Genomic DNA, 15,622 nt, shown 5'->3' on the forward strand with positions numbered 1-15,622 from the left:
CTGATCTTTTGATCAGCTGCACCTCCTTTTCCTATGTTTTTTGATTTCCTATGTTTTATTGGATTTTTTGTTGGGAAAGAGCAAGTATCCATATAGATGATATGGATACTTGTAGTTGATTTCTATCACGGCTATAAAAGGCTGTGATCATTATCTTTTTGATGATTGCTTTTTCTGGCAACATGGTTTTTTCTAAGGCGTTTTTTCTAAGGCGTTATTCTACATCAGCACCTGGTAAAATTAGATTTAGCAACACTCCAGATACAGCGGCAATAACCATAGAACTAAACTCGATATCTCCTATTTGAAAACCAACCCCACCAACACCAAGTACTAAAATAACGGAAGCAACAATCAGGTTTCTAGACTTCATAAAGTTAACTTTGTTTTCAACAACAGTTCTAACACCAACAGCGGCGATCATTCCGTATAGTAAGACTGATATTCCACCAATAACGGGTACTGGAATCGTATGAATCGCTGCTTCGATCTTAGGAATAAAGGATAAGGCAATGGCCCAAACAGCTCCCATACTGACAACAAAAGTAGCATAAACTCTTGTCAGAGCTAATACCCCTACGTTTTCTCCGTAAGTGGTCAGCGAAGGACCACCAAGGAAACCAGATAGCATCGTAGCTACCCCGCCACCATAAAAGGTTCTTGGAATTCCCGGGTCTTTTCGAAGGTCTTTACCAATAGTACTTCCAATAGCCAATACATCTCCAAAATGCTCAATGATTGAAACAATGGCGGCCGGGGCTACTAATAATAAGGCCGTTGAATTAAATACTGGAAGGGTAAACCCTGGAACTCCTACCAAGCTGGCTTCCGCTACTTGTGAACCATCTACCAAGTTGAAAGCTAGGGAAGCGATGTATCCTGCTACTAAGCCGATAACAATCGGTAATACTTTGATCATGCCTCGTCCCCATATGTTGACGATAACTGCAACACCCAAAGTGATTAAGGCTACTCCCCAGTGACCGCTGGCCATATCAATCCCTACTGGCGCCAAACTTAAACCAATGATCATGATAATAGGGCCTGTAACCACCGGCGGGAAAATTCTTTTTACTTTTTCAGGTCCGGCTATTTCCATCAGATATCCTACAATGACATATGTAAGACCGGCCAGAATAATACCGCCCTGGGCTGCTTGGAGTCCTACCTGCTCACCTGCAATAATGAGGGGGCCAATAAAGGCAAAGGAGGATCCTAGGAATCCTGGCACTTTTCCTTTTGTAAAATAGTGGAAGATCAGTGTTCCAACCCCTACTGAAAATAATGTTGCGGATACACTGAGCCCTGTTAACAGAGGGACTAAAATACAAGCACCAAACATAGCTAAGGTGTGTTGAAAGCCTAGCAGAACCTGCTGCCCTTTGTTAAAATTCCCTGATAAATCTTCCGCTGATGCAAACTCCGGGTCTTTCCCCATTACTTGATTTTTTTCAGCATCTTTACTCATGTACTTTCCTCCTCTTTTTGGTTTTAATGACAACGTTCTCCTTTCTTATCATTAAGTATCCCCGAAAACTTCTTTATGATTGTATCATGTCTTCTATGATTCCTTTACACCTATTTTTTCTTTTGAGTATTTTTTGAAATAATTTCTTTTCTTAATACATTTCTTGGTTCATTTCTTACTTCTCTTTTTGATACCTTGCTGGCTTTCGAGGATACTTTTCCAGTTTTCATTGCCTTGCTGATAACGGCTTACATCCATTCATCATCGCTTATTCTTTTAATGCTTTTGCCACTCGTTCAGCACTTAAGGGTAGCTCCTCTACCACTACTCCTGTAGCGTTATAAAACGCACTGACGATGGAAGGTGCTGCCGGAATCATTGCTGGCTCCGCCATTCCTCTGGCACCATAAGGTCCGTCATATTGCGGGTTTTCCGCTATGTGAATCGTCATTTCTGGCATATCATCAGCTGTCGGGATTTTATAGTCCGCAAAGCTTGGATTTTTGAACTTTCCATCTTTCATTATGATTTCTTCAAAGATTGCTGAACCAAGACCTTGAACCACAGCTCCTTCACACTGAGCTTTTACCAGTTCCGGATTAATGGCTTTTCCAACATCAAAACATGTCGTTGCTTTTAATACTTGAATGTTTCCTGTTTTCTTATCTACTTCGATTTCCACACCATAAGCACCATAGGTCCAGAAAACTACTGGTTTTTCAGATAAGCCTGTTTCTGGATCAAAGTTAACAACCCCTTCTGGTACAAAGGATCCTCTGCCAATAATAGGCCCATGAATCGCCGATCCATCTTCAAACTGTAACCCCAAGGCAAGAGCCTTAACCGCCACTTTTTTGTCCGGATCTTTTTTCCATATAAGATGCTCATCTTCTAAGAATAGTTCTTCCTGTGGAACATCCATTTTTTGGGAAGCAAGTTGTGTTAACTGCTGTGTCGCATCTTCACATGCTTTAATAATCGCATTTCCGGCAGAATAAGTAATTCTACTGGCAACGGTTTGCCACTCGTAAGGCGTATGATCCGTATCTCCTGTTTTAATGCTGATTTTTTCAGGAGGAATCTGTAATGCTTCTGCCGCTATTTGAACTAAGGCTGTATCAGATCCCTGGCCTAAATCCTGAGCACTGACAGAAAGCATCACGGATCCATCTTCATTAATTCTTACAATGGCGGCAGAACCAGCGTTGTTTGGCATAGAAGGTGCTTTCATACCGCAGGCAATTCCTTTAGCCCTTACTTTATCCGGGTCTTTTGGTTGTACGGAAGGAGTATAGTAGTCAATTTCTTTTATCACCGTATCTAAGGTTTCGGTCAGGCCGCAGGCTGCGTCTACTTTTGCTCCTGTCGCTGTCGTACCGCCTGGTTTTTGTGCATTGATTTTTCTGATGGTAATCGGATCCATTTCTAGTTGCCTGGCAATATAATCCATGTTCTGCTCAATACCAAAATGAATTTCTGCCATTCCAAAACCTCTGTAAGGACCCCCAACCGGATTATTCGTATAAACAGCGTAGGAATCACAATGAATGTTTTCCACATCATAAGGACCTACCGCTGCAAAACCAGCTGATTTCGCAATGTTAACACCGTATTCTGTATAGGCACCACCATCCCATATAAATTCATTTTTCACAGCAAGGATTTTTCCATCTTTATTGACCGCTGTCTTAAATTTAGAATGTAATGCCTGTCGTACATAAGAACTGATAAATTCTTCTTCTCGATTATAGGTTAATTTAACTGGTCTATTGCCAACTTTCATTGAAAGTGGAATAATGATACCTTCCAACGTTGTACCAGCTTTTGCTCCAAAACCACCGCCAACGGCTGGTGAAATTACTCGTAGTTTATGCAGTGGAATATCAAAAGCATCGGACAAAGCAGCTCTAACCGCATAAGGAGACTGACAGCTAGCCCAGACCGTTAAATTGCCTTCCCGGTCAAACTGAGAAATAGCTACATGATTTTCAATCGGTGCATGTTGGATATGAGGAACATAATATTCTTTTTCAAAAACCATATCCGCTTTTTCAAAAGCTTCTTCCACATTTCCTTTTCTTAACTTAAAATGCTCACTGATATTAGTACCGGGTACGGTTTTGAAGATCGGTACTACTTTGTAATCTCCCAACTCCGGGTGAAGAATCGGCGCATCACTTTTCATAGCTTCTTTGGCATCATGTACCGCTGGCAATAGTTCATACTTTACCTCGATCAATGCTGCTGCTTTCTTTGCAATTTCCTCCGTATCCGCCGCTACGGCTGCAACGGCTTCTCCGGTAAAACGTACTTTATCAACGGCAAAAAAAGTTTTGTCTGCCAGATATAAACCTGCCCTTTTCGGAAAATCTTTGCCTGTTACCACGGCTCTGACCCCTGGGTAATTTTCGGCTAAAGAGGTATCAATATCGATGATTTTTGCATGAGCATGAGGACTTCGCTTGACACTGGCATAGAGCATTTTTTGCATTTTTAGATCGTCAACAAACTTAAGATCTCCTGTCACTTTTTTAATGCCATCTACTCGCAATTGATTCTGACCAACATATTTCATCTCTATCTCTCCTTTACCGGCTATTTTTTGCAGCTTGCTCCACCGCTTCAACAATTCGTTTATAACCGGTACATCGGCACAAGTTTCCGCTTAGCGCTTTTTTAATTTCTTCTCTGGATGGATCTGGATTATTTTTTAACAATCCTTTTGCTGTCATTATCATTCCGGGGGTGCAATAACCACATTGAAGCGCTCCTGTATTAATAAAAGATTTTTGGAGTTCATCCAGTTGATTCCCCTCCGATAATCCTTCAATCGTGGTGAGTTCATGACCATCTGCCTGAACAGCCAACATCAGGCAGGAAGTCACCGGTTTTCCGTCAAAAAGAATACTGCAGGCGCCACACTCTCCTTCGCCGCAACCTTCTTTTGCACCGGTAAGGTCAAAATCATCCCTCAGCATTTTTAACAGCGTTTTATTAGGTTCTACCTGATGTTCTATTATTTCTCCGTTTAATGTAAATTTAATGTTCATTCTCTACACCTCCGCCAAACCGATTTGTACCAAGCACCTCTGTACCAAGGTTTTTGCCAAATGTATCCGGAATTCTTTTGTGCTGCGAACATCATCAATTGGTGCTATTGCTTCTTCGACCAATTTCATTATCTCTTCCATATGAGAACTGGTCACTTTTTTTCCTTTCAGATAGGCTTCCACTTTTGGTAATCGAATGGGCGTTGGTGCAACGGCACCAATGGCAACGTTTACCTTTTCTCCATAACGAAGCGCACTAACACATACAGTGGACAGATCCACTTCTTTGCGTCTGGAGCCTTTTTGGAAACTTCCTACTGCCTTTTCATGATAAGGTATATAAATCCCTTTAACGATTTCCGTTTTTTCCAAAGCCGTCACCCGTACATTTTTGAAAAATTCCTTGATTGGTATTTCACGGGTTCCTGTTTCGCCTTCTGCAATCATAACGGCTTCCAATACCAGGGCCGGTGTTGCTGTGTCCGCTAAGGGCGAAGCATTGCATAAATTCCCGGCCATCGTTGCCACGTTTCTAATTTGACCAGACCCCACCATTTCAGCTGCATCCGCTAAACATTGGTAGTGTTCGACAAGGGCCGGATGATGAGCCATATCCGCCAATGACACGCAAGCTCCTATAAACAACCCTTCCTCTTTAGAGAAGCTGATTTTTTTAAGTTCTTCAATCCCTCCAATATCTACCACTCTTTCCGGCTCTGTGATCTGCTGGCGCATTCTGATAACTAAATCAGTCCCGCCATTGAGCAGATGACTTGTAGCTGGTTTTTCGGCAAGAAGTTGAATGGCTTCTTTAACACTTTTAGGTTTACAGTACTCAAAAGAATTCATTGTAATACCCCCATCATCTATATCTATTGATACCTGTTGTTAACTGTTGTTGCCTGTTGTTGCCTGTGTTGCCTGTGTTGCCTGTTGATTTGGTATCTTTTGATCTTTTCAATTTTCCGATAACTCTAAGAACATTCTATTTTCTCTACTTTTTCTTTATTATATCAAACCACCCCTTGTTATTTAGTCACAACATTTCATGAAAATATATAGAGTTTTTAGAACTCTTTAACAATGCTTTCTGAAAACCCTAGTATTTTGCAGGTTTATAGGCTTTCAAAATAGACTAAAAATGACCATTTTCGGCTTTTTCGTTTCATATTCAAAGATTTTCGCTAAAAATGCTTTTGCAATTGGATTTATTTTAGGATACACTTCGAGTAATGAGTGTATTTCTACCAGAAGCTAAAAATTCTATTTCCAGAAAGGCGGGGGAAAAACATAAACAATTCATCACTAATGATCTAACACTAATGATCTAACACTAATGATCTAACACTAATGATCTAACTAATGTGCTATGTTGAATGAAAAAAGGAGTGGATTACAATGAAAAAAAGAACCCTTTTCCTGGCTGGAACCGGTCTAATACTGGTAGCAGCAAACCTGATCATTTTTCATCTCTTTGGAACCGGTCTATCGATTGGCGTTCAAGTGTTGGCAGGAATCCTTGTCAATACAGCAATTCTTTACATGTATCATCGGTGGGAAGATCAATTGCGAGCTCAGGATCTGGCATCCATCACAGAAATGTTAAGGAGTTATAGCAATGGTAACTTTTTATCTGATACAAAGAATATTCCCTGCGGCTCCAGTTTTGCAAAGGATTTAATAGAAACCCTGCCCAAATTGGAAGAAACCATGAAGGGCCTTTTATATCAAGTCTTACTTTCAGAAGTACAGCTTAAGAATTTTGCCGGTCAGTTAAGGCAAGTTGCTTCTATGAATTTGGAAGCGATGGAAGGAATTTTTACAAATATTGAAACCATCAATCAAGACCTTCATAAAAGTGCTACGGAAGCAGAAGAAAATGCTTCCATTTCCCAAGAATTACTAGGTACAAACATCGAATCCCTTGAAAACACCAGAACCTTTAAGGAATTAACCGATGAATCAAAAGAGAAAATTCTACATAACACCAAAGGGATTGATTTAACCCTTAATGAAGCAAAGGCTATTGAATCTTTAATGAGTGAGACCGCCGAGGAAGTGAAAAATTTAGAGCATCTTTTAATGATGATCAGTGAAATGAGCAATGAAATTAAAGCTATTTCCGAACAAACAAATTTACTTTCTCTCAATGCATCTATTGAAGCGGCCCGTAGTGGAAGTGCGGGTCATGGTTTTGCTGTAGTGGCACAGGAAGTAAAAAAATTAGCCGAGGAAAGCGATGAAACTTCTCAACGAATAGGCGACCATTTGGATCAGATTAAAAAAAGTTTCAAAAACTTGCAGCAAGGAGCTTTTACTTGTGCAAAACAATCGGTTTCTATTAAAGATCAAAGTGAAAATGCAGGAAGAGAATTAACTACCATTCAATCTTCTATGGAAGAAATCACTGCCCAAATCCACCGAATCTCTTCCAGTATGGAAGAACAAAACGTAGCGATTGAAAGCTTAGCTACCAATATTAACAACAATGCTTTATTTACCAATAATTTAGAAAAAATGATGAGTGAAATGAGAAGTAAAATCGAATCCCAGGTAACGAACGAAAAAGAAAACATACATCACGCCCAGGATATTATGGATGTCTCTACCCGTTTTTCTGCTTTTACTAAAAAACTGGAACAACAGGTAGACAGTGAACTGCTAAAAGTAGCTCGCAAAGTAGCTGAGTTAGAATCAAAAGGGTTTATTGATAATGCTTATCTGGAAAAACTTGCCAAAGAAGCGAATATTTCCGAGTTTTATATTTTGAACGAAAAAGGAGTCACGGAATATTGTAATAATCCGATGGGAATTGGGTTTACCATAGAAAATGATCCAGCATCCCAAGCTTATGAATTTTATCAAATACTTGAAGACAAGAATAAAGAAGTGGTTCAAAGTATTCAAAAGAGAGATATTGACGGTGAATACTATAAGTTCACCGGAGTTTCCAAACAGAGCAAGAGAGGAATTATTCAGGTAGGTGTGAATATTAAAGACCTACTTAACTTCAAAGGCTTATCTTAAAAGAAAAATCCACTAGAAGCTGAAAATCATTTTTATAGAACTTCAACCCTACTATAAAGGATATTGAAAAAAATTCCGGTCTTTACTCAGAAAGACTGGAATTTTTTATTTTTGCAATTTAAAGATTTATAGGGTACACTGCTAATGGATCAAGTATTTCTTCATCAAAGGTTAAGCGACATACCAACAGATCCTCCCTTCTACTTATGCTGATCCGCATCTATGCTCAACAAATTTAAAGGAGGCTTTTAAATGAAACCCACTCCATCCCACCTGACTAAAGTGTTACCTAAAATGCTTGTTTTAGGTTTACTCTGTTTGATTTTGTATCAACAGATGTCTTTAAGCCAGAGTATTGGCGATATTCATCAAGAACTTCTCTTCACTTCCAATAGAAATGATGTTTCTCGAGTCCTAGATGATATAAAAGAAACACTAAACCAAGACCACTGGGTTGTCTATGATCACTGGCAGATCCGTAAAATCAATGATGATGACTCAACGATCACCCTTCAATACGAATGGTCTTTATCCGAAACAACCGATGAGGCTGAAATTAGTTTGCAGGTTCAACCCCTGTTGAAAGATCAAAAACCAGCAGGCGATTGGAAAAAACTTCCTGCTACTTCCATTGGCATTAATTCCTACCGGGCTTTTATTGAGGTAACAGCTCTTCAGGATTATCGCATTCAAATTGTTTCTGAGGGAAACTATCAGCATTCCAGTCAAACCATTTCTATTCCCTCTTATTTACACCAACCACCAGATTTAGTGCCTGCTTTTACTTCGATCAGCCACCAGAATAAACCTGATTTTAAGGAAGGAGATGTGGAAATAGGCTTTTCTATGTTTTACCAGAAAGATTATTATAATGATCCTTATTCACCGAGAGAGCCCCATCCCTCCTTGAATTTTATTCCAGAAAAAGCAAAGGCTTATTTTCATATTGACGGACAGGTAATCGAAAAAGATTTATCGTTAGAAGAAAAAGAAAAGAGCAATATGCCTCCGGGTGAATTCCCTGATTATTATTCTAAAGTATGGGCCTTATCTTTCCCCGCCTTTTCTTCGGATTCCTTAGAGAAGTTGCGGATAGAAATTACTTATAAAAATGGATTTTTTGTTTCAAAAGATTATACAGATTTTTTGTATAACCACTTCCCAGATTTATCCAAATAAAATCCAAAATTCTCTACACCTCTTAAATGCCAAAGGTTTCACCCGAGTGTTTCACGTGAAACACTCGGGTTTTTCCTTCTTGGTATATTTTTTAAAGTTCATTAGAATGTCATCCTATCCCTCTGTTTAATCGCATTCGCTATCCTTGTATTATAATGAGCCTATCTGTTATCATTTATATATGACAATTATTTTTTGATGCGAGGTGATCATTATCCCGTTTGCTACGTTTATTCTTTTATCGACTATTTTCTTTACTGGCTGTGGGTTTTTTATACACCAATATATGAAGGTTAAAGAAAAGTATAACATCAAAGACGAAAACACCTTCTATAAGCATGTGAATAAAACGCATAAATGGTCCGAATTAACGATAGTAATAATTTTTGTTTTATATTTACTCGTCTTTGCTTATCCTCAATCCTTCCGATTTTATTATGTAATGGGAGCGATCGCTATCTTTTATAGCTTTCGTGCGTTGATGGAATGGAGGTATAAAAAGCAATCTAATAACTATAGAATCAATATATTGAATGCTGCTTTTTTTCTATTTCTTGCTAGTATTGGAAAAGTATCTTCTTTATTATACTAGAGTCATAAGTGAGAGAAAAAATCCTTCACTTCTACTTCTATTAATAATAAGAAATAGCTCATTAAGTTCACCTCTCTATAGGATACTCTTCTTGTTTTTATACCAATTAGCGAAGTGTTTCACGTGAAACACTTCGCTAAAAAGCCTCTATATCAATCTATAGAGGCTTTTTAAGTGTTGCATTTTATTGTATTTTACAGCGAATTGAGTATTGGTTTTTTGGAGGGAGTTCCTGCTTTTCTTGGGTAAGTCTTTTGAGTGGCATTTGTTTTTCGAAATACTAATAATTGATGATTTAAATCTGTAAAAGGGACCTTTACTTCCAAGCTATCTTCTAATCGAACAGAAAAAACCTGCATAGCCTTTTTAGCCTCTTCTATTTCTTCTTTCCATTGAGGTCCTTTTTGACAAAAGAACCATCCATCTACTTTCAAAAATGGAATGGTATATTCCAATAGCACCGGCAAGGAAGCTACTGCCCTTGAAACAACCGCATCAAAATTTTCACGATAAGGTTTTTGCCTGGCCCCTTCTTCTGCTCTAGCATGAACTAATTCTAAGGAGGTGAGGCCCAATGTTTCCTTCACTTTTTCCAAAAAAACCAATCTTTTATTTAAAGAATCCATTAAGACAAAAGACTGTTCTGGAAATAAAATTTTTAGAGGAATTCCAGGAAAACCAGCTCCTGTCCCTAAGTCTAAAATATGGTGGCATTCTCCATAGGATGGATAAAGGGAACAGGTGGCCGAATCAAGAAAATGATGAGTAAGAATTTCATCCGCATCTTTGATTGCTGTCAGATTCATCTTTTGATTCCATTCCTGTAAAAGCTCTAAGTAATCTCTAAACTGATGGAGTTGGTGATCCTTTAAGGAAAACCCAATTTCTTCCATACCTTCTTTCATTCTTTTTTTCTGGTGCTCATTCATTCTCTTTATCTCACCTCCAGTTTGAAATTTTTATAATGATTTCATTCTTCTCTGTTGTTCTAAAAAGACTAATAAGACTTGTATATCTGCCGGTGATACGCCGGTAATGCGGGAAGCCTGTCCTAAGGAGGTGGGTTTAATGGTAGACAATTTTTCCTGTGCTTCCAACCTTAATCCTTTTATGGAGCCATAATCCAGTTCCGGAGATAGTGGCCTTTGTTCCATTTTCTTAAACTGTTCCACATGCTTCATTTGTTTATCTATATACCCTTGATATTTAATCTGTACTTCGCATTGATGTGCCACTTCTCTTTTGATATCAGAAGGACGCTCTCTATCAATCTCTTTTAAGGCTTCATAACTTATCTCTGGTCTTTTGATAGCATCTTTAAGAGAAATCCCTACCTTTATTTCTGCACTTTTATGTTTTCTTAAAAAAGCGTTGATCTGATCTGGCGGAATCACTGTTTTTTCCAGGCGTTTCATTTCTTTTTTTACTTGTTCTTTCTTTTGAAGGTATCGCTCATACCTTTCTTCTGTGGCTAATCCTATTTGGTAAGCTTTTTCTGTTAACCTTTCATCAGCATTATCCTGCCTTAGGACTAATCGATATTCTGCACGGGAAGTCATCATCCGATAAGGTTCGTTGGTTCCTTTTGTCACCAGATCATCAATCAGTACGCCTATATAAGCCTCTGACCGATCTAGGACAAAGGCTTCTTCTCCACGAATCTTCATCACGGCGTTAATGCCAGCAATCAATCCTTGTGCAGCGGCTTCTTCATATCCGGAAGAACCATTAAACTGTCCTGCGCAGAACAAATTCTGAATATCTTTCATTTCCAAAGACAGATGCAGTTGGGTAGGATCAATACAGTCATATTCAATGGCATAACCAGGTCTCATCATTTTAACATTTTCTAAACCGATCATTGTCCGATACATTTGAAGCTGTACTTCTTCCGGAAGAGACGTACTCATTCCCTGAACATACATTTCACAGGTATCTCTTCCTTCTGGTTCCAGAAAAAATTGATGGGTCGGTTTTTCATTAAATTTAATAATTTTATCTTCAATAGAAGGACAATAACGAACTCCAGTGCTATGAATATCTCCCCGATACATGGCTGAGCGATGAAGGTTTGCCTCAATCACAGCTTTTGTTTCTTCTGTGGTTCGACTTAACCAACAAGGAATTTGCTGGATATCTATGTTTTCGTTTAGAAACGAGAAAGGCACTATTTCTTGATCTCCGTCTTCTCTTTTCATTTTACTATAATCCACAGTCTTTCCATCTACCCTGGCAGGAGTTCCTGTCTTAAAACGTCTCAATTTAATTCCATATGACTCTAGCTTTTCAGAAAGGTACTGGGCAGGAAACATACCGCTGGGGCCGGACGCATAATTGATCTCTCCAATAAAAATTTTACTCTGTAAGTATACGCCTGTAGCTAAAATAACGACCTGACTTCGATAAATAGCACCACTTCGGGCGACAACACCTTTGGTTTTCTGGTCTTCAATCACTAAATCAACCACTTCTGCCTGCACTAATTCTAAGTTTTCCTGGTTTTCAATGGTTTTTTTCATTGACTGATGGTATTGATTTTTATCAGCCTGCGCTCTTAATGAATGAACGGCTGGACCTTTGGCTGTGTTCAGCATTTTACTTTGAATAAAAACCTCATCTGTCGTTAATCCCATTTGCCCCCCAAGGGCATCTACTTCACGCACCAGATGGCCTTTTCCTGTTCCACCAATAGAAGGATTACAGGCTAACATTGCAATCGCGTCTAAAGAGATGGTTAATAATAAGGTTTTATATCCCATTCTGGCAGGTGCCAAAGCAGCTTCACAACCAGCATGCCCTGCTCCTACTACAATAACATCATAATTACCTGCATCAAATTTCATTTCCTTCACCCGTTCTTTCTAATATTGCGTTATCATACTACCAACACGATACTTTAATGACATGATTTGTATTTTTAATCTTCTATTCTATTCTCTTACAGGCTACAAGCCTACTATAAGCTTGCAGTCACAAAAATTCCAATTTCTACCTCTTATCCCTCTATAGGGACAAACTAGGCACAAACCTTCTTTTTTCAGAAATCCTATCATTTTCCAATGCAAAAATTAGAAAAAATATGATCAATCAGGTCTTCTTTAACACTTTCACCAATAATAGCTCCTAATTGGTCCATTGCTTCCTGATAATCTACCTGAACAAAATCCAGCGGCATTCTTGATTCCAATGCCTTCACACCTTCTTTTAAGGAATCATATGCTTTTTCCAAGGCTTGCTGATGCCGGAGATGAGTCACCATTTCTTTTTCTCTGGCATTTTTTTCACCATCATAAACCAGGTTTTCTAAAGCCTCCTCTAATTGAAGCAATCCGGAGGATTCCAGTAAAGACAGTTTAAGAATTTGATCTGAATCGATCCATTCTGGCAATGAAGATTCATCTAAAACCGATGGTAAATCCGTTTTGTTAATAATGATTAAGGCTTTCCGCTTCTGTACCATGTTGAGTAATGCCACTTCTTCAGAAGTAACGGGAGTAGAGGCATCTAACATCATCATTACTAAATCAGCTTGATCAAATAATTGTTTTGCTCTTTCGACTCCCATTTTTTCTACCACATCTTCTGTATCTCTGATGCCGGCGGTGTCCATTAAAACCAAGGGAATCCCTCTTAAATTCAATTGTTCTTCAATGACGTCCCGGGTAGTTCCTGGAATATCTGTCACGATGGCTCTGGATTCTTTCAGCAAAGCATTCATTAATGAGGATTTTCCCACATTCGGTTTCCCAATAATAACGGTTTTTAATCCTTCACGAATGATTTTTCCTGTTTTTGCTGAATCGATTAACCACTGGATATCATCCATTATAGGGATGGTTTTTTCATAAACATCCTCAAAAGTTACTTCATCGATATCTTCTTCTTCCGAAAAATCAATGGACACTTCCATGGCTGCCATCAGATCCAATAGTTCCTCCCTCATTTTTTTTACTTTGCCAGATAAAAACCCTTCTAATTGTCCGAGAGCTGCTTCATGACTAAGATCTGTTTTGGAACCAATTAAATCCATAACGGCTTCTGCCTGAGAAAGATCTAATCTACCACTTAAAAAAGCTCTTTTTGTAAACTCACCGGGCTCCGCTGATCGAACTCCTTGATCTAACAAAGCTTCCATAATTCTTTTTAAGGAGATATAACCACCATGACATTGAATCTCCACCACATCTTCTGTTGTATAGGTATGAGGCGCTTTCATATAGCAGACCAATGCTTCATCAATCATCTTTCCAGTATGTGGATCCATGATCTTTCCATAAGTAAGTCTTCGGTCCTGAAGCCTTGTTACTTTTTTTCCGTTTTTTGTTTCATAGATCATAAGCGCCTTTTGCAGCGATTCTGTTCCACTAATTCGTATGATCCCTATGCCAGCTTCTCCAGAAGCTGTTGAAATGGCCGCTATGGTATCTTCCATGATCCACTTCTTCCTTTCTATCATTACTTTATCAACAAGAACCCGGTTTTCACCGGGTTCCTCTTAGAATGTGAATGCAATTGTTTATTTCTTTAATGCAATGGCTACTTTACGGTAAGGTTCTTCTCCCTCACTAAACGTCTGAATTTTCGGTTCGCTCTGAAGAGCGGCATGAATGATTCTTCGTTCATAAGGGTTCATTGGTTCCAATACCATTTTTCTTCTGGTAGCTTTTACATTTTTAGCCATTTTATGAGCTAATCGAACAAGTGTTTCCTCTCTCTTCTGTCGATAATTTTCTGTGTCCATATGAACTTTCATATATTTATCACGTTGTTTATTAACGACTAATGAGGTAAGGTACTGAATAGAATCTAAGGTTTGTCCTCTTTTTCCTATCACAACGCCCATATTCGGTCCGCTGAGTTCAATATCCATTTGATCACTTTTAATCTTCATATCAATGGTCACATCTAAACTCATGGCTTCAAATAAAGATTGTAAAAATTGTTTAGTTACTTCTTCTGTCTGATCTTTCCGCTCTAATTCCACTTCAGCTTCTTTGCTTCCAAAAACACCTAAAAATCCTTTATAAGGTACTTCAAGAATTTTTACTTCCACATCGTCACGGGAGCAACCTAACTCTTTCAATCCGTTTTCTACAGCTTCTTCAATCGTCTTTCCAGTTGCATGTACTTTTTGGATCACGAGGCTTCACTTCCTTTACCGGTAGATAAGGGGGTGGGTCGGTTAATGATCAATTGCTGTGCCGTCTGGAATAAATTGCTTACCACCCAATACAAAATTAAACCATTCGGAAATTGCATCGACATATAAATAAGCATTAAAGGAAAGAAATAAAGCATCATCTTTTGCATCGATTCCTGTTGTGGATTTCCGCCACCTTTATTGGCCGCCTGCATGGTTTTACTGGAAAGATAGGTGGTCGCTCCTGCTAATAAAGGCATAATCATTTCAGGAATCATTGATGCTGAGAATTCACTGAAGACAATATTAGGAGTTGCGGAAATATCTTCTATCCATAAAAATCCTTGTTGAACCATTTCAGGTGTAAAGCCGTAATCGGCTGGTACTCTTAAGACAGTAAATAGACCAATAATAATTGGAAATTGAATAAGCAGAGGTAAACAACCACCAGCTGGGTTAACATTATGTTCTTTATATAACTCCATCACTTTTTGGTTCATTTTCTCTTTATCGTTTTTATATTGCTTTTGTAGTTCTTTGATTTTTGGTTGGATATCTTGCATTTTTTTCATCGACTTGGTCTGTTTCACCGTAAGGGGAATTAAAACAAGCTTCACCAAAATCGTAAAAATAACAATGGAAATTCCATAATCACCAACTACACCATACACAAGATGTAACAGCTGACTTAAGGGTTCAGCGAAAAATCTCAAAATCATAACCTCCAATATTCAATATACCTTCTTTAATACCTTTTCAATATCTTTATTAATATCTTCTTTTTTACCTAAAGGCTCCTATTAATGAGTCTCATTAACTTACTCTCATTATTTGCTCTTATTAACTTCTTTTATTTAACTGCTCTACTAACTGCTTTATTAACTGCTTTTATATCTATTACTTTTTGCCAGGTACCCGGTCCACTCCTCCTGAATGACATGGATGACATTTTGAGAGACGTTTTAGGGTTAACCATGTTCCTTTCAAAAACCCATGAATTTCATAAGCTTCCAGACTGTACTGAGAGCAGGTAGGATAAAAGCGACAGACGCTTCCTGTTAGTGGTGATATGTAACGCTGATATCCTTTAATAAGGAAAATGACTATCCGCTTTATCCACAATTAGGTAACACCTGCTTTCATCAGTTCAATCCTTATCCATGATC

13 protein-coding genes are annotated in these 15,622 nt (G+C 38.5%); 3 read left to right on the forward strand and 10 right to left on the reverse strand.

Annotated elements, in window-relative coordinates; genetic code table 11:
- Positions 1-214: 214 nt before the first annotated feature.
- From BLV55_RS10725 to BLV55_RS10740, 4 genes are all read right to left on the reverse strand, one after another.
- On the reverse strand, positions 215-1,468 hold the full coding sequence (locus tag BLV55_RS10725) for a uracil-xanthine permease family protein (protein WP_093314272.1): 1,254 nt from the start codon (positions 1,466-1,468) through the stop codon (positions 215-217).
- Between the two features lie 268 nt (positions 1,469-1,736).
- Positions 1,737-4,043, reverse strand: coding sequence for a xanthine dehydrogenase family protein molybdopterin-binding subunit (locus BLV55_RS10730; RefSeq protein WP_093314274.1), 2,307 nt, complete (start codon positions 4,041-4,043; stop codon positions 1,737-1,739).
- Between the two features lie 13 nt (positions 4,044-4,056).
- The gene (locus BLV55_RS10735) at positions 4,057-4,518 is read right to left on the reverse strand and encodes a (2Fe-2S)-binding protein (RefSeq protein ID WP_093314276.1); all 462 of its coding nucleotides are present in this window, start codon (positions 4,516-4,518) and stop codon (positions 4,057-4,059) included.
- A 3-nt stretch (positions 4,519-4,521) separates the two neighbouring features.
- Positions 4,522-5,367 carry an FAD binding domain-containing protein gene (locus BLV55_RS10740; RefSeq protein ID WP_093314278.1) on the reverse strand — a complete coding sequence of 282 codons (846 nt, stop codon included), beginning with the start codon at positions 5,365-5,367 and terminating at the stop codon, positions 4,522-4,524.
- A gap of 549 nt (positions 5,368-5,916) precedes the next feature.
- Here BLV55_RS10740 and BLV55_RS10745 point away from each other — a divergent pair.
- From BLV55_RS10745 to BLV55_RS15045, 3 genes are all read left to right on the forward strand, one after another.
- Positions 5,917-7,545, forward strand: coding sequence for a methyl-accepting chemotaxis protein (locus BLV55_RS10745; protein ID WP_093314280.1), 1,629 nt, complete (start codon positions 5,917-5,919; stop codon positions 7,543-7,545).
- A gap of 252 nt (positions 7,546-7,797) precedes the next feature.
- Positions 7,798-8,724 carry a hypothetical protein gene (locus BLV55_RS10750; protein ID WP_093314282.1) on the forward strand — a complete coding sequence of 309 codons (927 nt, stop codon included), beginning with the start codon at positions 7,798-7,800 and terminating at the stop codon, positions 8,722-8,724.
- A 286-nt stretch (positions 8,725-9,010) separates the two neighbouring features.
- Positions 9,011-9,316: a DUF4181 domain-containing protein gene (locus BLV55_RS15045; RefSeq protein WP_093314284.1), complete on the forward strand. Its 306-nt coding sequence runs from the start codon at positions 9,011-9,013 to the stop codon at positions 9,314-9,316.
- A gap of 194 nt (positions 9,317-9,510) precedes the next feature.
- Here the strand turns inward: BLV55_RS15045 and rsmG are convergent, their stop codons facing one another.
- The 6 genes from rsmG to yidD form a co-directional block, all read right to left on the reverse strand.
- Positions 9,511-10,245 carry a 16S rRNA (guanine(527)-N(7))-methyltransferase RsmG gene (gene rsmG / locus BLV55_RS10760; RefSeq protein WP_242870106.1) on the reverse strand — a complete coding sequence of 245 codons (735 nt, stop codon included), beginning with the start codon at positions 10,243-10,245 and terminating at the stop codon, positions 9,511-9,513.
- Between the two features lie 30 nt (positions 10,246-10,275).
- On the reverse strand, positions 10,276-12,159 hold the full coding sequence (mnmG, locus tag BLV55_RS10765; RefSeq protein WP_093314286.1) for a tRNA uridine-5-carboxymethylaminomethyl(34) synthesis enzyme MnmG: 1,884 nt from the start codon (positions 12,157-12,159) through the stop codon (positions 10,276-10,278).
- A 206-nt stretch (positions 12,160-12,365) separates the two neighbouring features.
- Positions 12,366-13,748 carry a tRNA uridine-5-carboxymethylaminomethyl(34) synthesis GTPase MnmE gene (gene mnmE / locus BLV55_RS10770; protein WP_093314288.1) on the reverse strand — a complete coding sequence of 461 codons (1,383 nt, stop codon included), beginning with the start codon at positions 13,746-13,748 and terminating at the stop codon, positions 12,366-12,368.
- Between the two features lie 84 nt (positions 13,749-13,832).
- Positions 13,833-14,456, reverse strand: coding sequence for an RNA-binding cell elongation regulator Jag/EloR (gene jag, locus BLV55_RS10775; RefSeq protein ID WP_330386613.1), 624 nt, complete (start codon positions 14,454-14,456; stop codon positions 13,833-13,835).
- Positions 14,453-15,169 carry a YidC/Oxa1 family membrane protein insertase gene (locus BLV55_RS10780; protein ID WP_093314290.1) on the reverse strand — a complete coding sequence of 239 codons (717 nt, stop codon included), beginning with the start codon at positions 15,167-15,169 and terminating at the stop codon, positions 14,453-14,455. Before BLV55_RS10780 ends, jag begins: the two co-directional genes overlap by 4 nt.
- A gap of 184 nt (positions 15,170-15,353) precedes the next feature.
- Complete coding sequence (yidD, locus tag BLV55_RS10785) at positions 15,354-15,578, reverse strand: membrane protein insertion efficiency factor YidD (protein WP_330386614.1); 225 nt, start codon at positions 15,576-15,578, stop codon at positions 15,354-15,356.
- Positions 15,579-15,622 lie beyond the last annotated feature (44 nt).

The organism is Tindallia californiensis, assembly GCF_900107405.1.
Taxonomy (GTDB): Bacteria; Bacillota; Clostridia; order Peptostreptococcales; family Tindalliaceae; genus Tindallia; species Tindallia californiensis.